This window comes from Nocardia concava NBRC 100430, from assembly GCF_000308815.1.
Lineage (GTDB): Bacteria > Actinomycetota > Actinomycetes > Mycobacteriales > Mycobacteriaceae > Nocardia > Nocardia concava.
In genome coordinates this window covers 55,938-74,394 of the sequence record NZ_BAFX01000120.1, presented here as the reverse complement: position 1 = coordinate 74,394, position 18,457 = coordinate 55,938, and the positions used below count along the sequence as shown (strand labels likewise).

The 18,457-nt window shown below is 67.2% G+C and carries 19 protein-coding genes; 14 read left to right on the top strand and 5 right to left on the bottom strand.

Going from position 1 to position 18,457, the window contains the following annotated elements; translation table 11 throughout:
* Position 1: 1 nt before the first annotated feature.
* Positions 2 to 2,329, bottom strand: coding sequence for a carbon starvation CstA family protein (locus tag ON43_RS28015; protein WP_040812232.1), 2,328 nt, complete (start codon positions 2,327 to 2,329; stop codon positions 2 to 4).
* A gap of 348 nt (positions 2,330 to 2,677) precedes the next feature.
* Between ON43_RS28015 and ON43_RS28010 the strand changes: the two genes are divergently transcribed.
* The 5 genes from ON43_RS28010 (at position 2,678) to ON43_RS27990 (ending at position 7,277) form a co-directional block, all read left to right on the top strand.
* Positions 2,678 to 3,976: an ABC transporter substrate-binding protein gene (locus tag ON43_RS28010; RefSeq protein WP_040812230.1), complete on the top strand. Its 1,299-nt coding sequence runs from the start codon at positions 2,678 to 2,680 to the stop codon at positions 3,974 to 3,976.
* Positions 3,973 to 4,857: a carbohydrate ABC transporter permease gene (locus ON43_RS28005; protein ID WP_040812228.1), complete on the top strand. Its 885-nt coding sequence runs from the start codon at positions 3,973 to 3,975 to the stop codon at positions 4,855 to 4,857. The genes ON43_RS28010 and ON43_RS28005 overlap by 4 nt, the downstream gene beginning before the upstream one ends.
* Positions 4,824 to 5,678 (top strand): carbohydrate ABC transporter permease, encoded by an 855-nt coding sequence (locus tag ON43_RS28000; protein WP_040812227.1) that lies wholly within the window; start codon positions 4,824 to 4,826, stop codon positions 5,676 to 5,678. The genes ON43_RS28005 and ON43_RS28000 overlap by 34 nt, the downstream gene beginning before the upstream one ends.
* Before the next feature lie 10 nt (positions 5,679 to 5,688).
* Positions 5,689 to 6,570, top strand: coding sequence for a S1 family peptidase (locus ON43_RS42840; RefSeq protein WP_051179364.1), 882 nt, complete (start codon positions 5,689 to 5,691; stop codon positions 6,568 to 6,570).
* A 71-nt stretch (positions 6,571 to 6,641) separates the two neighbouring features.
* Entirely contained in the window at positions 6,642 to 7,277 is a 636-nt protein-coding gene (locus ON43_RS27990; RefSeq protein WP_444543744.1) for a maleylpyruvate isomerase family mycothiol-dependent enzyme, read from the top strand.
* Here ON43_RS27990 and ON43_RS27985 read toward each other — a convergent pair whose 3' ends face one another.
* On the bottom strand, positions 7,278 to 8,225 hold the full coding sequence (locus ON43_RS27985; RefSeq protein ID WP_040812224.1) for a helix-turn-helix transcriptional regulator: 948 nt from the start codon (positions 8,223 to 8,225) through the stop codon (positions 7,278 to 7,280).
* Between the two features lie 101 nt (positions 8,226 to 8,326).
* Between ON43_RS27985 and ON43_RS27980 the strand changes: the two genes are divergently transcribed.
* Together ON43_RS27980 and ychF are read left to right on the top strand one after the other, a co-directional pair.
* Entirely contained in the window at positions 8,327 to 8,956 is a 630-nt protein-coding gene (locus ON43_RS27980) for a TIGR03086 family metal-binding protein (RefSeq protein ID WP_040812222.1), read from the top strand.
* Between the two features lie 92 nt (positions 8,957 to 9,048).
* Positions 9,049 to 10,128: a redox-regulated ATPase YchF gene (gene ychF / locus ON43_RS27975; protein WP_040812221.1), complete on the top strand. Its 1,080-nt coding sequence runs from the start codon at positions 9,049 to 9,051 to the stop codon at positions 10,126 to 10,128.
* Positions 10,129 to 10,219: 91 nt separating this feature from the next.
* Here ychF and ON43_RS27970 read toward each other — a convergent pair whose 3' ends face one another.
* Positions 10,220 to 10,942 carry a TetR/AcrR family transcriptional regulator gene (locus ON43_RS27970; protein WP_040812219.1) on the bottom strand — a complete coding sequence of 241 codons (723 nt, stop codon included), beginning with the start codon at positions 10,940 to 10,942 and terminating at the stop codon, positions 10,220 to 10,222.
* Positions 10,943 to 11,037: 95 nt separating this feature from the next.
* On the opposite strand from ON43_RS27970, the gene ON43_RS27965 reads away from it, so the two are divergent.
* Entirely contained in the window at positions 11,038 to 11,739 is a 702-nt protein-coding gene (locus tag ON43_RS27965) for an NAD(P)-dependent oxidoreductase (protein ID WP_040812217.1), read from the top strand.
* Positions 11,740 to 11,763: 24 nt separating this feature from the next.
* Here the strand turns inward: ON43_RS27965 and ON43_RS27960 are convergent, their stop codons facing one another.
* Entirely contained in the window at positions 11,764 to 12,195 is a 432-nt protein-coding gene (locus ON43_RS27960; RefSeq protein WP_040812216.1) for a hypothetical protein, read from the bottom strand.
* A 156-nt stretch (positions 12,196 to 12,351) separates the two neighbouring features.
* On the opposite strand from ON43_RS27960, the gene ON43_RS27955 reads away from it, so the two are divergent.
* The 6 genes from ON43_RS27955 (at position 12,352) to ON43_RS27930 (ending at position 17,856) form a co-directional block, all read left to right on the top strand.
* Positions 12,352 to 12,966 carry a GntR family transcriptional regulator gene (locus ON43_RS27955; RefSeq protein WP_051179363.1) on the top strand — a complete coding sequence of 205 codons (615 nt, stop codon included), beginning with the start codon at positions 12,352 to 12,354 and terminating at the stop codon, positions 12,964 to 12,966.
* Between the two features lie 210 nt (positions 12,967 to 13,176).
* On the top strand, positions 13,177 to 14,670 hold the full coding sequence (locus ON43_RS27950) for an MFS transporter (RefSeq protein ID WP_245568781.1): 1,494 nt from the start codon (positions 13,177 to 13,179) through the stop codon (positions 14,668 to 14,670).
* Positions 14,671 to 14,698: 28 nt separating this feature from the next.
* Positions 14,699 to 15,619 (top strand): ABC transporter substrate-binding protein, encoded by a 921-nt coding sequence (locus ON43_RS42835; protein WP_051179362.1) that lies wholly within the window; start codon positions 14,699 to 14,701, stop codon positions 15,617 to 15,619.
* A 91-nt stretch (positions 15,620 to 15,710) separates the two neighbouring features.
* Positions 15,711 to 16,211, top strand: a complete 501-nt coding sequence (locus ON43_RS27940; RefSeq protein WP_083913779.1) for a nucleoside deaminase — start codon at positions 15,711 to 15,713, stop codon at positions 16,209 to 16,211.
* Between the two features lie 317 nt (positions 16,212 to 16,528).
* Complete coding sequence (locus tag ON43_RS27935; RefSeq protein ID WP_040812215.1) at positions 16,529 to 17,215, top strand: GNAT family N-acetyltransferase; 687 nt, start codon at positions 16,529 to 16,531, stop codon at positions 17,213 to 17,215.
* Positions 17,216 to 17,331: 116 nt separating this feature from the next.
* Complete coding sequence (locus ON43_RS27930; RefSeq protein ID WP_040812212.1) at positions 17,332 to 17,856, top strand: hypothetical protein; 525 nt, start codon at positions 17,332 to 17,334, stop codon at positions 17,854 to 17,856.
* A 24-nt stretch (positions 17,857 to 17,880) separates the two neighbouring features.
* Here the strand turns inward: ON43_RS27930 and ON43_RS27925 are convergent, their stop codons facing one another.
* Positions 17,881 to 18,357: an MmyB family transcriptional regulator gene (locus ON43_RS27925; RefSeq protein WP_157514217.1), complete on the bottom strand. Its 477-nt coding sequence runs from the start codon at positions 18,355 to 18,357 to the stop codon at positions 17,881 to 17,883.
* Positions 18,358 to 18,457: the final 100 nt, after the last annotated feature.

Here is an 18,457-nt window from a genome sequence, read left to right as displayed (position 1 = left end):
GTCAGTGACTCAGGACCGAGGCCGCGCCGGGTGCGCGCACCTTGCCCTCGGCGACCAGGGTGTCCCATTCCTGCTGGACCTCCTTCTCCGCCTTGGTGGCGATGAAGCCCTTCGGGCCGTAGATCTTCGACGGCTCCTCCGGCGATTCGGTGACCTCGCCGCCGCCGTTGCGGATGGCCCGCAGGCACACCCAGGCGCCGACCAGCGCCACGATCAACACCATCACGGCGAACACGATCGACAGGGTGCCCTGGATGAAGGTGTTCCGGATGATCTTGTCCATATTGCTGATCTGCGTGTTCAGCGCGGTGATGTCCTTGACGCCCTTGGGGAGCTGACCGGCGTCGCGGGCGGCGATATAGGCGTTCTGCTTGTCGATCGTGTTGTAGTGCAGCGTCCAGTAACCGATCTTCGGGTCACCGGAGAAGATCTTCTGGAACGAGGCGGTCATGGTGACCGTCAGGTCCCAGGCCAGCGGCAGCGCCGGAATCCAGGCCCATTTCAGCAGGCCCTTCTTCACCACGATGGCCAGCACCACGGTCAGCGCGATGGCGGCCAGCAGCTGGTTGGAGATGCCGAACAGCGGGTACAGGGTGTTGATGCCGCCCAGCGGATCGGTGACGCCCATGAGCAGCACCGAACCCCACGCCGCCACCACGATGCCGGAGCAGATGAACACGCCCGGCCACCACGAGGGATCACGGAACTTCTTGGCCGCGCCGCCCAGGTTGCCCAGCGAATCCGAGAGCATGAACCGCGCGACACGGGTGCCCGCGTCGATGGTGGTGAGGATGAACAGCGCCTCGAACATGATCGCGAAGTGGTACCAGAACGCCTTGAGCGAGGAGCCGCCGATGAACTTGTGCATCACCTCGGTCATGCCGATGGCCAGCGTCGGCGCGCCACCGGTGCGCGAGTAGACGCGGGCCTCGCCCGTGCCCGCCGCGACATCGTTGAGGTACTGCGCGTCGATCGGGTTTCCGCTCAGCCCCAGCTTGTTCACGCTGTCGGCCGCGGCCTGCGCGGAGGTCAGGTTCGGGGTGTTGATGGCGAAGTACAGGTGCTGGTCCAGGATCGACGCCGCGATGATGGCCATGACCGCGACGAAGGATTCCATGAGCATGCCGCCGTAGCCGATCATGCGCGCCTGCGACTGCTTCTCCAGCAGCTTGGGCGTGGTACCCGAGGACACCAGCGAGTGGAAGCCCGACAGCGCACCACACGCGATGGTGATGAACAGGAACGGGAACAGGCTGCCCGCGAAGGACGGGCCGTTGCTGTTGCTCGCGAACTGGGAGACCGCGGGGGCCTTCAGCACCGGCATGGTGACGATCACGCCGAGGGCCAGCAGGGCAATGGTGCCGATCTTCATGAAGGTGGACAGGTAGTCGCGCGGGGCGAGCAGCATCCACACCGGCAGCACCGAGGCGACGAAGCCGTAGATGATCAGCATCCAGGAGATGGTGGTGCCCGACAGGGTGAACCAGTCACGGCCCCAGCCGGATCCGGCGACCCAGTTGCCGGAGATGATGGCCAGCAGCAGCAGCGCGAAGCCGATGATCGACACCTCGCCGACCTTGCCCGGCCGGATGAAGCGCAGGTACATGCCCATGAACAGGGCGATCGGGATGGTCATGGCGATGGAGAACACGCCCCACGGGCTGCCGCCCTCGAGCACGCCGGTCGCCGGGTTCTTGGTCGCCGCAAGGGCATTCACCACGACGATGCCGAGCACCGCGAGCAGGATCATCATGATCACCAGCACCGCGATGATGGCCGCGACGCCGCCGACCACGCCGAGCTCGTCGCGCGCCATCTGGCCCAGCGAGCGGCCGCGCCGCTTCACCGAAGCCCACAGCACCAGGTAGTCCTGGACCGCGCCCGCCAGCACCACGCCGACGATGATCCAGATGGTGCCGGGCAGGTAGCCCATCTGCGCGGCCAGCACCGGGCCGACCAGCGGGCCGGCGCCCGCGATGGCGGCGAAGTGGTGGCCGAACAGGACCCGGCGGTCCATCGGCATGTAGTCCTTGCCGTTCTCCATGGCCTCGGCCGGAGTGGCGACGTCATCGCGCGGCTTGGTGATCTTGTATTCGATGAGCCGGGCGTAGAACTGGTACGCGAGCACATAGGTGCAGACGGCGGCCACCACGATCCACACCGCGTTGACGTTCTCGCCGCGCGCGAAGGCGAGGATCGCCCAGGCGATCGCGCCGATCACGGCGATGGCGAGGAAGATGCCCTTCTTGCGGGGCGTCATGGGCGTCCGGTCCACCACACCTACCGGAGGTAGGTCGGGGTCCGTCCGGAGGTATTCGATGGTCGCCATGCGACAACTCTCCCGTGCGGTACTGCGGTTCTAACAGAATTGGTCTCAACGTAGCCCAACCGGTACGCATCTGAACCGGCTTTGACCAGCCGTTCAACTTCGTATCCGGCCGCCGGGTACGGATGGCCCGGGGGACGCTGAGCCGGGCGTGGCGGGGGTGGTGCGGTCCGGCTGGGTGCCCACGGGTGCGCGTGTTTTCGGCGCGTCGCGGGTTGCTCCCCGTATGCTGCCATGCCGGTACGAGATCTAGGTCACTGCGGTCCTTTAGTTCGTTTAGTTCACGGAGATATATCTTTGGCGAGCGATTCGGGGGCTTTGGCCAGCGCTTCGGGGGCCCGGCCCGGCGTCATGGATCGGCGTACCCTGCTGCGCACCGCCGCCCTGGCCGGTGCGATGGCCGCCGGGGGCTGCGCGGGCGGGGACGACGACGCGGTCACCTTCTTCTTCCAGGCGCGGCCCGAGGAGGCGCGGGCACGACTGCGCATCATCGACGAATTCCAGCGGCGGCGACCGGATATCCGGATCCGGACCATCATGTCGGGGCCGGATCCATTGCAGCAGATGCTGACCTATTGCGCGGGCGGGAAATGCCCGGACGTGCTGATGGCGTGGGAGCTGCTCTACGCCGGGCTGGCGGATCGCGGGGTGCTGGTCGATCTGCGCGAATTCCTGGACCGGGAACCCGATTACGCAGCCCGGCTGCGGGCGGACGGGTATGCGACATTGCGCGATACGTTCGTCTGGGACGGCGGGCAGTACGCGTTGCCGGAGCAGTGGTCGGGGGTGTTCCTCTATTACAACCGGAAACTGTTCGCGGACGCCGGGATTCGGCCGCCGACGCGCTGGTCTGAGGCTTGGTCTTTCGATGAATTCCTCGCGGCCGCACAGGCATTGACCCACCGGGACAGTGATGGCCGGACCCGGCAATGGGGTTTCGTGGATGCCTGGGTGCCGTACTTCTCCGCCGCCTGCTTCGGGATGAACAATGGCACCGAATGGTTCAGCCCGCCGGTGCGGCCCACGCGCACCAATCTCGGGGATTCGCGGTTCGCGGCCGGGTTGCAGTTCTACGCCGATCTCGCCGTGAAGCATCGGGTCTCGCCCAGTGTCGGTGACCGGCAATCGGTTTCGGCGCAGGACCTGTTCCGCGGCGGGCGCGCGGCCATGCTGATGGGCGGGCACTGGCTGTACTCGGAATTTGCCGGACGCGACGACCTCGACTTCGATGTGACGGTGCTGCCGGTCGGGCCGCATGGGGGTCCGGGCGCGATCACCGATATCGGGAGTACCGGGCTGGCCATTGCCGCCGCCAGCCCGCGGCGCGAAAAGGCATGGGAGTTCGTGAAATTCGCGACGGGGCCGGAGGGGCAGGCGATCATCGCGGAGTCCGGGCTGTTCGTGCCGGTGTTGCGCTCGGCCATGGGCTCGGCGGGCTTCGCGGCGGCGCATCCGACGCTGCGCAATCTCGAGGTGTTCACCGAAGGGCCGGACAATTCCCGGCCGCTGGCGGTGACGCCGCTGTGGGGCAAGGTGGAGGCGCTGCTCGAGCGGGGCTGCAATCGGGTGCTGCGCGGTGCGGCCACGGCCGAATCGCTCGGCGGCCAGACGACGGCGGATATCGATCAGCTGCTGCGGGCGGCGGTATGACGCTCGAACGGCGGCGGGCGCGGGCCGGAAGGCTGTTCGTGGCGCCGAATCTGGTCGCCATTCTGGTGTTCATGCTGTTCCCGCTGGGGTTTTCGCTGTATCTGAGCTTTCATTCGTGGGATCTGTTCAGTCCGCCGCGCTTCGTGGGGGTGGAGAACTATCGGCGGTTGTTCTCCGATGACCCGCTGTTCTATATAGCCCTGCGCAATACGGCCGTGTTCACGGTGCTGACCCTGGTGCCGACCGTCGTGATCAGCCTCGGGGTCGCCGCGCTGCTGAATCGGAAGTTGCGTGGTGTGGGCATCTTCCGAACCCTGGCGTTCCTGCCGCTGGTGGCGTCGACGGTGGCCATGGCGGTGGTGTTCCGTTTCATCTTCGCCAGCGATGACGGGCTCGCCAATACGCTGCTGGGCTGGGTCGGCCTCGGCCCGGTGCCGTGGCTGACCGATCCGCAGTGGGCCATGGTGTCGCTGAGCTTGGTGACGGTGTGGAAATCGGTGCCGTTCGCGACGGTGATCCTGCTTGCCGCCATGCAGGGTGTGCCCGAAAACCTTTACGAGGCAGCGAAAATCGATGGCGCGGGCGGATTCCGCCGGTTCCTGTCGATCACCGTGCCGCTGATCCGCGGGGCGCTGTCGTTCGTTCTGGTCATCACGGTAATCAATTCGGTGCAGGCCTTCGACCAGGCGTATGCGCTGACCGGCAGCAATGGCGGGCCCGAGACCGGCACCTACATGCTGGGAATCATGTTGTTCCAGAACGCCTTCCGCTTCTACGAGGTGGGCTACGCCTCGGCGCTGGCCTGGGTGATCTTCGCGATCCTGCTGGTGTTCACGGTGATCCAGCAGTGGCTGTCACGGCGGGCGGAGGCCGAGCTGTGAAGCGGCGCTTGATCACCGGTCTGTTGACCTACCTGGCTCTGATCGTGGTCGCCTGGTCGGCGCTGACCCCGATCCTGTGGTCGGTCTCCGCCTCCCTGAAGTCCGAGGGCGAGATGACCGACCCGGCCCCGCTGCCCGGCCATCCCCAATGGTCCAACTACCGTGAGGCTTTCGAGGCCATCCCGCTCGGCCGCATGCTCCTCAACACGGTCCTCTACGCCGCCTGCGTCACCGCGGGCCAAGTCTTCTTCTGCTCCCTGGCCGGCTACGCCTTCGCCCGCCTGCGCTTCCCCGGCCGCGAGTTCCTCTTCCTCGGCTACCTCGCCACCCTCATGGTCCCGCTGACCGTCACCGTCATCCCGCAGTTCCTGCTCATGCGCGCCTTCGGCTGGATGGACACCCCCTGGGCCATGATCGTCCCCGGCCTGTTCGGCAGCGCCTTCGGCACCTACCTCATGCGCCAGTTCTTCCGCACCCTCCCAATCGAATTGGAGGAAGCCGCCACCCTCGACGGCTGCACTCCCTGGCAAATCTATTGGCGAGTCCTGTTGCCCCACACCAAACCCGCCGTCATGGTCCTGGCCGTCCTCACCTGGATCACCGTCTGGAACGACTTCCTCTGGCCCTTGATCATGATCCAGCGCAACACCTACGCCACCGCCACCCTCGGCCTGATCCGCCTCCAGGGCCAATACACCACCAACTGGCCCCTCCTCATGGCCGCCGCCACCGTGATCCTCCTCCCCCTCCTGCTGATCTACGCCGTCGCCCAACGCGCCTTCGTACGCGGGATCGCACTCTCCGGCCTCGGCGGTCGCTAGTTTGGTTCGCATGGCCAACTACCTGCGTCGGCAAGCTGGGCGATCATGCTTCACCGTCGCGGTATCCCTCGTCTTGCTGTCGGCCGCACCGGCCGTCGGGCATGCGGACGATGCACCGCAGGTCACCGGAGGCGACCGCTTCGTCAATAACGCCGGGTCGGCTTGCTCGTGGGCCTTCAATGCCATCGATGCCGACGGCAATCCCGCCGCGATCACCGCGGGCCACTGCGACCCGGCTGTGGAGAAAGGCGATCCAGCTTCCGAGCCTGGACGAACCTTCGCGCTCGCGCCGACGGTGAAGATCGGACCACAGACCGGTTCGTTCGAAAAATCCGTGCTCGACGGAGTACGTGATTACGGCATCGTGCGGATCACCGATCCCGCCCGAGACTCGTTCCGTAACAACCTGGTTCGCACCGCGACCGGGACGATCCCGATCACCGGCGTGGGTGTCCCCGTGGTCGGCGCACCGGTGTGTAAATACGGCGCCACCACCGGCTTCACCTGCGGCATCATCCTCGCCGTCGACCAGCCCGACCCGAACCGCCCGCCCATCCGCTTCACCCACACCGCCCTGTCCCTCCCCGGCGACAGCGGCGGCGCACTCTTCTCCGGCACCCTCGCCATCGGCATCGTCAGCCAGGGCGGCTATACCGACACCCCAACCGAATTCCCCACCGAGCGGCCCGATCCCGCACCGGCTGTGGCCCTCCCGGCCCCGCTGGATCAAATCGCGAAGCGCCTCTTGGCCGGAGACGGCCGCCCATCCTTCGAACAACTCTCCCCCCTGGCCGACGCCATCCTCCGCGCCCACCCCCAATTCACGATGATCGCCCAATCCATCGCCGACGTCCTCGCCGAAAACCCCGGCCTCCAACTCCGAACCAGCTGACCGATGAATTCCGTTCCGCGGCACCGTCTGCAGGTCGGAGTGCTGAATCGCGGAATTGGGAGGTTCGAGTGGTGGATGTGATTTCTCGGGACGAGCTGTGGGCCATGGCGCACGCCGAACGGGCCGCATTGGCGGAGGATCTGGCCGGGCTGGACGAGGCGCAGTGGGCGCAGTCGTCGTTGTGCGGACTGTGGACGGTGGAGGAGGTGGTCGCGCATCTCACCGCGGCGGCGAGTACCGGGCAGCTGCGCTGGCTGGCCAGCGTGCTCGGCGCCCGCTTCGACTTCGAGAAGCACAATGACCGGCAGCTGGCCAAGCATCGCGGCGCGTCACCCGCCGAGACCCTGGACCGATTCCGGGCGATCATCCCCAGCACCACAGCGCCATTCGGCCACACCGCGGCCTGGCTCGGCGAAGTCGTGGTCCACGGCCAGGACATTCGCCGCCCCTTGGGCCTGACCCGCGAGCCCTCACTCGAGGCCGTCACCGAGGTCGCCCGTTTCTACGCCAGCCGGGATTTCACGGTCTCCAGCCGGAAGGCCTCCGAAGGTCTGCGCCTGGAAGCGACCGACGGACCCTTCGCCGCCGGAACCGGCCCGTCGGTCAGCGGAACCACCCTCGCTCTGACCATGGCGATGGCCGGTCGAGCCGCCTATTGCGACGACCTCACCGGTCCCGGCGTGGCCGCGTTGCGCGGTCGTATCTGATCACTCGGTGGCCGCGGTGTAGCGGCGGGCGAGGGTGCGGATGTGGGCGACGAGTTCCGGGGGAGAGTCGACGCGGAAGTCCATCATCAGCATGCTGAGGTAGATGGCGATGGTTTCGAGGCGGTCGGCGCCGGTCAGCAGGTGGCAGGAGGAGTCGTCGACCGGTTCGACCACGCCGACCGTGGGGTTGATGCGGGCGATGACGGTTTCGGCGGGGGCCAGGACCGTGACCCGGGCGTGGACTTGCCATCCGGTGGAGGCTATTTCGCGCAGGACGAAGGCCACCAGGTCGGAGTCGGGGAGGGCGCGGGGAGCGAAAACACGTGTGCCGGGCGAGATTTCGGACAGGGACGCCACGGCCAGGGCGCGCCAGGTGTGGGTGTCCAGGGCATAGGCGACCAGGTACCAGCGGCGTTGCCAGCTGATCAGCCGGTACGGCTCCAGATCGCGGTCGTCGGCGCGGACGGTGGTGTGGGCGCGGATGGCGGTGGCGAGGGTGGCGAGGGTTTCGGCGGGGACGGGGGCGTCGGGTTCGCGGGAGCCGGTGACGGCGGGGCCGATATCGGTGACGGAGCGCAGCGCGGTCACCTTGCGCTGCAGGCGTTTCGGGAGGATCCGATCCAATTTCGCCTGGGCGCGTTCGAGATTCGCCTGAATATCGGCGATGCCGGTGCTGCCGTCGGCGGCCACGTTCATGGCGACGGCCACCGCGACGGCCTCGTCGTCGTCGAGCAGCAGCGGGGGCATGGTCGCGCCCTGGCCGAGGCGGTAGCCGCCGACGGGACCGCGGTCGGCGTGCACGGGATAGCCGAGTTCGCGCAGTCGGGCGATGTCCTGGCGCAGGGTGCGGTCGGTGACCGAGAGGTGTTCGGCCAGGTCACGGCCGGTGTGGCTGCGGTCCTGGAGCAACGACAGCAGGCGCAGCAGGCGGGTTGCGGTGGAGGTCACATCAGCGCCTTTCGGTCGGCCCGAACTATTAGGAAGAAATCTAGCCTAATCGGGTCATACCTTTATCTCAACGGATCGAAACGACCTGAGAGGCAAGAACAATGAGCACCAACCCGCAGACCGACACCACCCCCGCCGCCGCCCTCGCCCCGGTCTGGCGCGATGTGCTCGCCACCTCGCACCGGGCGCTCATCAACGTGGTCGCCGGCGTCGGCGACGACCAGTGGGACAACGCCACCCCCTGCTCGGAATGGACCGTCACCCAGGTGATCCAACACGCCGCCGGTGATCAGCTGGCCTACGCCAAGTTCCTCGGCATCGGAGACGGCCCGTCCTACAACCCCTTCGAGCCGTCCGGCGCCATCGAGGGCGGTGCGGCCGAATTGGTCTCCGCCGCAATCGAACCCACCGCCACCGCCTGGGCCACCGTCTCCGACGACACCGAGACCGTCCCCACCCCGCTGCCGCACGGCGAGCTGCCGACCCCGGTCGCCGCGGTCATGTGCGCGCTCGACGCGGCCGTGCACGCCTGGGACATCGCGATCGGCACCGGCCAGCCCTCGCCGCTCACCGACGAGCTGGCCGGGCACCTGCTGACCGCCGCCGACGGCCTGATCGAGCCGCTGCGCAACTACGGCGTCTTCGCCGCGGTCGTCGAGGACGCACCCGCCAGCGACACCCCGGTGGTCGACCGGCTGCTCGCCTACCTCGGCCGCGACCCGCGCGCCTGAGTGACCGCGAACCGAACAGGCCGGTGCCGGGGTGGCCGCCCCGGCACCGGCCTGACGTAGTGGGCCGACGGTCCAGGTAGACTCCCTCTCTCGTGAGTCTCACCCTCGGAATCGTCGGCCTGCCCAACGTCGGAAAGTCGACGCTGTTCAACGCCTTGACGCGCAATGACGTGCTGGCCGCGAACTACCCGTTCGCCACCATCGAGCCGAATGTCGGCGTGGTGCCGCTGCCGGATCCGCGGTTGGGCAAGCTGGCCGAGATCTTCGGCTCCGAGCGCCTGGTCCCCGCCGTCGTGTCGTTCGTCGACATCGCGGGCATCGTGAAGGGCGCCTCCGAGGGTGCGGGCCTGGGCAACAAGTTCCTCGCCAATATCCGTGAGGCCGACGCCATCTGCCAGGTGGTGCGCGTCTTCGCCGATGACGACGTGATCCACGTCGACGGCAAGGTCGACCCGCTGTCCGACATCGAGGTCATCGAGACCGAGCTCATCCTCGCCGACCTGCAGACCCTGGAGAAGGCCGTCGTCCGGCTGGAGAAGGAAGCCAAGGTCAAGAAGGACCGCAAGCCGGTCGCCGACGCCGCCAAGCAGGCCCAGGAGATCCTCAACTCCGGCAAGACGCTGTTCGCCGCGCGCAACCAGGTCGACACCGAGCTGCTGAAGGAACTCTCGCTGCTCACCATCAAGCCGTTCCTCTACGTCTTCAACGCCGACGAGTCGGTCCTCACCGACGAGGCCAAGAAGGCCGAACTGAAGGCCGCCGTCGCCCCCGCCGACGCCGTCTTCCTCGACGCCAAGGTCGAAGCCGAACTTCTCGAACTCGACGAGGAATCCGCCCTCGAACTCCTCGAATCCATCGGCCAGACCGAGCCGGGCCTGCACGCCCTCGCCCGCGCCGGCTTCCACACCCTCGGCCTCCAGACCTACCTCACCGCCGGCCCCAAGGAAGCCCGAGCCTGGACCATCCACCAGGGCGACACCGCCCCCAAGGCCGCCGGCGTAATCCACACCGACTTCGAACGAGGCTTCATCAAGGCCGAAATCGTAGCCTTCAACGACCTCGTCGAAGCCGGCTCCATGGCCGCCGCCAAATCCGCCGGCAAGGTCCGCATGGAAGGCAAGGACTACGTCATGGTCGACGGCGACGTAGTCGAATTCAGATTTAACGTTTAGCCTTGCGCCGGGCGGCGCATCGCCCGTGTCGAGAGCTTCACTGAGCCCCACCCGAAGATTCGGGTGGGGCTCAGTCGTATCGGCCCTAGTGCTACGGGCGGGCGGGCGGTGGGGTGAGGCCCAGGGCGCGGATCAGGTGGCCGATCTCGTTGCGGTATAGCTTGTCCGGGTTCGTGGTCTGGGAGCGTAGGTGGCCGAGGATTTCCAGGGAGACCAGGCCGTGGAGGTGGCCCCAGATGCGTAGGGCGATGGCGACGGCGGCCGGGGGAAGATCGGGGAATTCGTCGCGGACCTCGGTGACGAGGTGGGGGTCGAAGTCGGTCCACTCGAATCCGTTGTCGGCGTAGGCGGGTGCGGCGTGCGGCCAGGCGCCTGCCGCCAGTCCGGTCAGGCCGGCGCAGACGCGGTGTTCGGCTTCCGGGGCGGCGCCGCCCTCGGGTACTTGGTAGCCGGGGACCGGGTCGCCGTAGATGAGGCGGAAGCCCTCGGGGTGTTGTAGTGCCCAGTCTCGGAAAGCACAGGCCCAGGCCATGATTCGGCCTGCGGGATCGTCGAGGCCGACGGCGTCGCGGGCGGCTTCCAAGGTGTCGGCGAGTTCGGAGTACACGTCGCCGATCAGTACTGTGACCAGCTCGTCCCGGGTCGGGAAGTAGCTGTAGACCGCGTTGGCGGTCATGCCCATCTCGCGGGCGATCGCGCGCAGGGTGATCGCGCCGGGGCCGCCTTCGGCCATCAAACGCAACGCGACGTCCTTGATCTCCGCGGTCGTCTCGGCTCGGCGTCGTTCTCGCCGTGTCGGCGTCGCAGCAACCATGCCAGCACTTTACATTGCGTGAAGTTACCGCACTGGTCTAGGTTACTTCACGGCGTATAGTTTTCGAACGCCGTATCGCTCTGTAGGAGGAACCAGTGTTCATCGGGATCATCGGCGCCACCGGCAATATCGGACAGCGCCTCGTCGGTGAAGCTCTCGCACGCGGGCACCGTGTCAAGGCGTTCACTCGCGACACCACACGTGCCACCACGGCCCACGAGAATCTGAGCTGGACCGCACTCGATGTGTTCGACAGCGCCGCCGTCGCCGCCCAACTCCCCGGCCTGGACGTGCTGATCAGCTGCTACCAACCCGGCAACGCGGCAGCCGATTTCGAGGACACGGTGAATAAATCGATCGCGGATCCCGCCGTGTACGCCACCGTCGCACGCACCCTGCTGCGGGCCCTCGACACGCACCCGCGCACCCGCCTGCTGGTCGTCGGCGGCGCGGGCAGCCTGGAATACGCACCCGGAAAGGTCACCGCCGACAATGACGAACGACTCCATGCGAGCCTCGACGGCCTGGGATTGCCGCGCGGCTACGCGGCCGCGGTTCGCGGACACCGCGATGCATTGACCGTTTTGCGAACCTCCAACCGGCTGTGGACCTACCTCAGCCCGGCCGAGCAGATCGGCCCCGGCCAACGCACCGCCCGCTACCGCATCGGCGGCGACCAGCCCGTCCTCGACGCCGACGGCCACAGCCGAATCTCGTTCGAGGACACCGCCGTCGCCCTGCTCGACGAGATCGAAACCCCGCGTTTCGTACAACGCCGCTTCACCATCGGCTACTGAATCCACGCCACTGGCAGCCCATCCTCACATCCAGTTCGCCAGGGTCCAGTGGCCGTCTTGGAGTATCAGGCCGTATTGGGAGGTGGAGTCGTAGAAGTTGTAGTCGCCTACTGGGATCGATCCGTCCGGTCGGATGTCGATCGGATGGATCCACGGTGCCAGCCAGTGGAAGAGGCTCGCCAAGGGGGCCAGGTCGTCGGTGTCCACTTCCTGGCGGGCGGTGAGGAACCAGCCGCCTCCGGATCGAGGGGTTAAGTCCGCGAACAGATCTTCGTCATCGGGGCGGAAGGCTGGTTCGTGGCGGAAGGGGAGTGGCAGGCCGTCACGGTTCAAAGAGGTTGGACCGTTCGGGCGAGGGGCGAGACCCAGGTGCCATCGCAGTTCGGCTAGGCGGTCGTCGGGGATCTGATCGCTCAGCGAGACGTAGATCGCGACATGGTAGTAGGCGTTGACCACGATCTGACGGTAGCGGTCGGTGCTGACATCGGCGGTGGGCGTGGCGGGGTGAATTCCGTTGTTGCTCAGTGGGGCCGGTGGCGGGTGATGGATCGTGCGGGGGTGGGCGGTCGGTGGCGTCGGAGGGCGGGGTGGGTGGGCGCTTATGCTGCGGGGGTGGCAGATCCGGTGGTGGGGGAAGATTCGTCGGGGGATGCGATCGCGCGGGTGTTGCGGGCGGAGATCCTGGCTGGGGAGTTGGCGGTGGGCGCGCGGTTGGTGGAGGGGACGCTTGCCGCGCGGTTCGGGGTTTCGCGGATTCCGGTGCGTGAGGCGCTGGCGCGGTTGCAGTCGGAGGGGTTCGTCACCATCGTGCGGCATCGGGGGGCGACCGTGTCGGAGACGCTGCTGCATGACGGTCGCGAGATGTTGCAGGTGCGGCGGGGGCTCGAGGTTTTCGCGGCTCAGCTCGCGGCCGAGCAGCGGGGTGGTTCCGTGGCGGGGGAATTGGCGGAGATCGCGCACGACCTCTCGGGTGCGGCGGCGGGGAGTGGGCCGTCGTTCCATGAGCTGATCGCGATCGCGGCGGGGAACGGGCATCTGCGGGAGATGCTCGCGAACCTGAATCAGCGGGTGCAGTGGGGGCTGGGCCACGATCGGGAATCCGCCGTCACCGACCATCGGGCGGTCGCGATCGCGATCCTGAACGGTGCGGTCGTGCAGGCCGGCTACCTCATGGACGAGCATCTGCGGCGGGACGAACAGTTCTTCACCGAGGAGTTCGAGAGCTAGCGCTGGCGGTTCGAGAGCTAGCTGGAATCCGCAGATGGTATACAGTTTGAGGTAATATCTGGATCGCGTAACCTGGATTTGCGAGTGTGAAACGCTCACGTCATTGGAACTGTATACAACTTTAGGCAGTTCGATTCCAGTTTCACTGCGAAGTCGGCTCACCGACGCGACCGGTGTCGGTGCCACGCTCCCGCCCTCCGGAGTCCCGACATGTCTCTCGCGCTGCCCGGTAAACCGTCACCCACCGCCGCCGAAGTCCCGTCCTCCACCCTCGAACCCCCGGCCCCGATCGCGCCGCCGCCCGCCGCGCCCGCCTCCTCCGCCCTCGCGGAAGTCCTCGACCTGATCGGCTTCGGCCGGGTGCAGGTGCTCGTCATCGCCCTGCTCATGGCGGGCCTGTTCTTCGATTCGCTGGAACAGAATTCGACCGGCGCGATGGGCCCGCTGCTGAAGGACTCGTTCGGCATCGGCAATGCCCAACTCACCCTTATCAATACGGTCACCGTCGTCGGCGGCCTGATCGGGCGGCTGATCGGCGGCTACGTCGCCGACCGCTGGGGCCGGCGGGCCGCGCTCGGCTCGAACCTGCTGGTCTACACCCTCGGCGGCCTGATCAGCGCGGCCGCCGTCAACTACGAGATGCTGCTGGCCAGCCGACTCATCGTGGGCATCGGGCTGGGTGGTGAATTCACCGTCGGGCTCGCGATTCTCGCTGAACTGGTCGCCACCCGCCACCGTGGATCGCTGCTGGCGACGCTGAACATCTCCTCCGGCGGCGTCGGCAATATCGCCTCGTTCGGATTCTTCCTGCTCGTGCTCGGCCCGCTCAACGAGGTACTCGGCGGCGACGGCAGCTCGTGGCGCTGGACCTACGTCATCCTCGCCGTGCCCGCCGTCCTGGTGGTCTTCTTCCGCCGGTATCTGCCCGAGTCACCGAGATTCCTGCTGTCCAAGGGGCGCGTGGACGACGCCAACCTGAGCCTGACCCGGCTGGCCGGCGGAAGCATCGCCGGGCTCCGAAACCCCGGTCCCGCAAAGCGATTCGTGACCGCCGCGGACGCCGTCCCCACGCACCCGGTGTCCTACACCGAGGTCTTCCGGGGCCGGAACCTGCGTCGCACCGCCGCGATCGGCGCGGCCTCGTGGATGTCGTTCGGCGCTCAGGTGACCCTGCTGTTCCTGATGCCGATCCTGTTACAGTCCCGCGGGTATTCGCTGTCGGACTCGCTGGCCTTCACCATGATCATGAACGTCGGCAGCCTGTTCGGCGCGTGCGCCGCCTCGTATCTGGCCGGAAGGGTGCCGCGCCGGATGACCGTGATGTCGGCCGCGGTCCTGGGCTGTGTCTCCGCGATCGCGTTCGCGGCCTTCGCGCACTCGACGGCGCTGATCCTGGTGCTGGGCATGATCTTCCAGTTCTTCACCATGATGCTGAACACGATGCTGTCGGTGTGGTCGCCGGAGCTGTATCCCACCTCGGTGCGTGCCATGGGCGCGTCGGTGGTCAACGGCATCGGCAATGTCGCCGGCGCGGTGATGCCCTTCGCCGCCCTGTACTTCTTCGACTTCGCCGGTGTCGCAGGCGTATTCGTCATGATCGCGGCCATGTACGCCCTGCTCGTGGTGGCCGCCCGCTTCGGTCCCGAAACCTTCGGCAAATCCCTCGAGGCCGCCTCCGAATATCCGACTTCCGTTACCGCGTAACCCATCCCATCGACAAGGAGCCCCATCGATGACCGCCCTGACGATTTCCGCGACCGCGCACGGCCTGAACTACCTGCCGCAGTACTACGCCGATCACCTCGGCCTCTTCGCCGACGGCGACCTGAAAGTCACCGCGACAGCGAAGGACCCGTGGACCGGGGTGCTCGACGATCTGGACAGCGGAGCCGCGGATATCGCGCTGGGCGGCATCTGGGTGCCCGGGATGTATTGGCGAACGCCCCGGGAACTGACCGTGTTCGCCCAGGTGAACCACCAGTTCCCGAAGGCGCTGGTAATCCGCGACCGGAACGGCGAGTTCGAGTGGGCCGACCTGGTGGGCCGCACCGTCCTCGCGCCCGGTATCGGCGGCAGCGCCCCGTATGCCTTCACCGCGGGCCTGATCCGGGAGGCCGGGGTCGATCCCGCCGACATCACCTTCCTGCGTGATCTGTCCACACCGATGTTCGTCGAACTGTTCGAGGCCGGGCTCGGTGACGCCATCGTCCTCGACGCCACGACCGCGCAAATCCTGCAGGACAGGGGAACCGGCGTCATCGCCATCGACTACGCCGAGGTCGGCGGCCTCGGTCCCAACAGCGTCTACTACTGCCGCACCGACCGCCTGGCGGAGCTGTCCGACCGCCTGGTGCGGTTCACCGCCGCCCTGCAGGAGGCCATGGTGCGCCTGCGCACCACCACCACCGTCGCGGAACTCGAACCGCTGCTGACCGCCCATTGGCCGGGCATCGCGTCATCGACCCTGACGCGCGCATGCGAGTGGATCAAGCGGTCGCGAACCTGGGAGACCACGCGCATCGACGCCGCCGCGACCAACCGATGGATGCAAATCCTGCAGCAGGAAAAGATGATTCGCACCGTCCCCCCGTTCGAGGAACTGGTCGACACCAGCATCGTCGACAGTGCCGAGCTCGCGGCGACGGTCCGCTGACCCATGCCGCCGCGCAGACCGTCGATCCGACCGGGTGACCGAAGGCCCGACAGAATTCGCCCGCAACGTCTGGGTCGGTCATGATTCCGGTATGAAAATCGGCCAGGACGCGGGCAGTGCGACCGACCTCGATATCCGCAATCTGATGGCCGCCGTGGCCATTGCGCGGCGGTCTCGGGAACGTGGGAATCACCCCTTCGGCGCACTGCTCGCGGGACCCGACGGCGGGGTGTTGCTGGAGGCCGAGAACACCGTGACGACGGGGCGTGACGCGACCGGCCACGCGGAGACGAATCTGGTGCGGGCCGCGACGGCGACCTATGATGCCGAGTTTCTGCGTCGCTGCACGGTTTACACCAGTACGGAGCCGTGTGCGATGTGCGCGGGGGCGATCTATTGGGGGAGTATCGGACGGGTTGTGTATGGGCTCGGGGAGGATCAGTTATTGGGTTTGACCGGTGCGAATCCGGAGAATCCGACCATGGCGTTGCCGTGTCGGGAGGTGTTCGCGGCGGGGCAGCGGGTGGTGGCGGTGGTCGGGCCGGTCGAGCTTGCGGAGGCGCGGGCTGTGCATGACGGGTTTTGGGGGTGAGGGGAGAGATAGGAATACCTTCCAGCGCATAGGTATTCGGTTCTGACGGGTTCCGGGGGAGGGGTCGCCCGGTAGTTGCGGGGAGACTCGGCGGGGGTGGCTGTGCGACACCTGTGAAACGCCCGTGCGACGCGCTGAAAAGCGCGTGAAATTTACATGCCGCCTGCGGCGCGGTGCGCTGGTGTTCCGCTATCGTTCATCCCACTATCCGATGCTGCTACTGGCGCGCCAGGGCTGGTTCGTCGATTCCGGAGTGTGTGGCCGGGGCGGCCATTGCCTGACGCGAGCCCCCGACCGACTTGAAAGATCGAGGGAACGTGCCCGTACCCGTAACTCTGACTGGCCGTCTGGTACGGCTGGAACCCCTTGCGCCGCAGCATGCTTCGGGTCTTGCGGAGGCTGCCGCGGGAAATCGTGACGACTATGCGTTCACGCCTGTCCCACATGGTGCGGACGAGGCGCTGGAATACATCGCCCAGGCCCTGTCCGGGCATGCCTCGGGCACCTCGCTGGCCTTCGCCATCATCGCCGTCGCCAGTGGGCGGGTGCTGGGCTCGACCCGGTTCACCCGCTTCGACTATTGGCAGGGTCCGGTGGTCTGGCCACTGGTGCACGGCATGCCGAACGGGGATCCACTGCTGGCGGTGCCCGATGCCGCCGAGATCGGCAACACCTGGCTGTCCCGGGAGGCCCGCGGCGCGGGCATCAACCTGGAGTCCAAGCTGCTGTTGCTGCAGCACGCCTTCGAGGTGTGGCGGGTGAAGCGCATCGCCATGCGGGCGGATGTGCGAAACCTGCGCTCCCGCATGGCCATCGAGCGGCTCGGCGCCACCAGTGACGGGGTGCGGCGGGCGCATTCGCGCGGGCTGGACGGCGAGGTGCGCAGCACCGCCTTCTACTCGATCCTCGAGGACGAGTGGCCGACTGTCCGGGCCACCATCGAGGGTCAGCTGGCGGCGCAGCCGGCCCGGCAGAGCAACCGCAGCAGGCTGGTCGGGGCGTAGAATTCCGGGTGTTGCAACGGTCGAGCGTCGAGGAGAGACCTGTCCGAGTCTGGTGACTCGACGCATCGGCACGACTCGGACAACGATGCCCAGCATCTCCTGCTGAGGAGCGGCGCATGCCCGACCCCACGCACACCAAGGTCTGCCTCTGCGACAGCACGTCCGGATCTCCGGTACTCAGTCTCTTCCTCGTCCCCGAACCCCGTGTTCCCGGCGCGAGCGTATTGCACCTCGTCGAGCAGACGTCCCTGTCCGCCAGATCGATTCCGCGCGCGAACCCGCACCTGGTCGACTGGCTGCAGGCGCACGGCTCACCCGCCATCCGCACGCGCTTCCTCGCGTTCGGCGCGGGACGGCACGATCCGCATCGGGTGCACGCGGTGTTGCACGACCACTTCATAGCCGACCCGGGCCCGATCGGACTCGACATGGACGATCCGGACGAGATGACCCGGCTGGCGCTGCTGCCCGAGCACTGGCTCGGCCCGCGCCGCATCGACGACTTCCACGATCACGCCGTGCGCTCCGCCATGCTCGCGGTGTACCGGCATTTCGGCGTGGATCGGCGCATCCCGCTCATGTACCACGGCTATGCCGAACCCGAGGACGGCTGGTTCGAGGTACCCGCTGCGCAAGCCTGAAGGCACCCGCGGCGCAAGCCTGATTCAGTCGAACGGCACTACCGTCAGCAGCCACCACGGCCGCCGCGGTGATTGGAACTCGAACGTCTGCACATACATCCGGCGCTCCTTGCGCGTCTCCGGATCGTTCATCAGCACCGTGCGCTCCCGCGGCTGCAGCGGCGTGACCACGGTGTCCCACAGCCGATCCCAGTCCGGGGAGCGCCGCGCCAGATTGACGATCTCCTCGACCCGCTCCGGATTCAGCTCCGGTGCCGCGGCGCGGAAGGCCGAAACCATCACCTGCGCTTCGGCTTCCCAGTCGCCGAGCCGGTAGCGTGCCATGGGCTCGAGCAGGATGGCGGTCATGAGATTCGCGCCCGGGCCGGTGCCGGGGAAGAGCCGGCGGAAGGCATCGTTCGCGGCGACCACGTCGTAGCCGCCGTCGTGCAGGCAGGCCGGATGCGGAAGGCTGTGCAGCACCGTGAGATCGGCGTCCGGCGGCGGAGTGGAGTCGAACACCCTGGGCAGTGTGCGGGACAACTCTTCACAGCGACTTCGTATCGAGTTAAGCCGGATCACAAGACAGGGCGATCTCGCAGAATTTCTGTCATATTGAGAG

What these genes read in the sequence shown, in the direction of transcription:
- ON43_RS27970 (WP_040812219.1), bottom strand. Translation starts at nt 10,942, where the DNA reads ATGGTTGCTGCGACGCCGACACGGCGAGAACGACGCCGAGCCGAGACG.
- ON43_RS27930 (WP_040812212.1), top strand. Translation starts at nt 17,332, where the DNA reads ATGCCCGACCCCACGCACACCAAGGTCTGCCTCTGCGACAGCACGTCC.
- ON43_RS27940 (WP_083913779.1), top strand. Translation starts at nt 15,711, where the DNA reads ATGAAAATCGGCCAGGACGCGGGCAGTGCGACCGACCTCGATATCCGC.
- ON43_RS27980 (WP_040812222.1), top strand. Translation starts at nt 8,327, where the DNA reads ATGAGCACCAACCCGCAGACCGACACCACCCCCGCCGCCGCCCTCGCC.
- ON43_RS42835 (WP_051179362.1), top strand. Translation starts at nt 14,699, where the DNA reads ATGACCGCCCTGACGATTTCCGCGACCGCGCACGGCCTGAACTACCTG.
- ON43_RS42840 (WP_051179364.1), top strand. Translation starts at nt 5,689, where the DNA reads ATGGCCAACTACCTGCGTCGGCAAGCTGGGCGATCATGCTTCACCGTC.
- ON43_RS28010 (WP_040812230.1), top strand. Translation starts at nt 2,678, where the DNA reads ATGGATCGGCGTACCCTGCTGCGCACCGCCGCCCTGGCCGGTGCGATG.
- ON43_RS28015 (WP_040812232.1), bottom strand. Translation starts at nt 2,329, where the DNA reads ATGGCGACCATCGAATACCTCCGGACGGACCCCGACCTACCTCCGGTA.
- ON43_RS27950 (WP_245568781.1), top strand. Translation starts at nt 13,177, where the DNA reads ATGTCTCTCGCGCTGCCCGGTAAACCGTCACCCACCGCCGCCGAAGTC.
- ON43_RS28005 (WP_040812228.1), top strand. Translation starts at nt 3,973, where the DNA reads ATGACGCTCGAACGGCGGCGGGCGCGGGCCGGAAGGCTGTTCGTGGCG.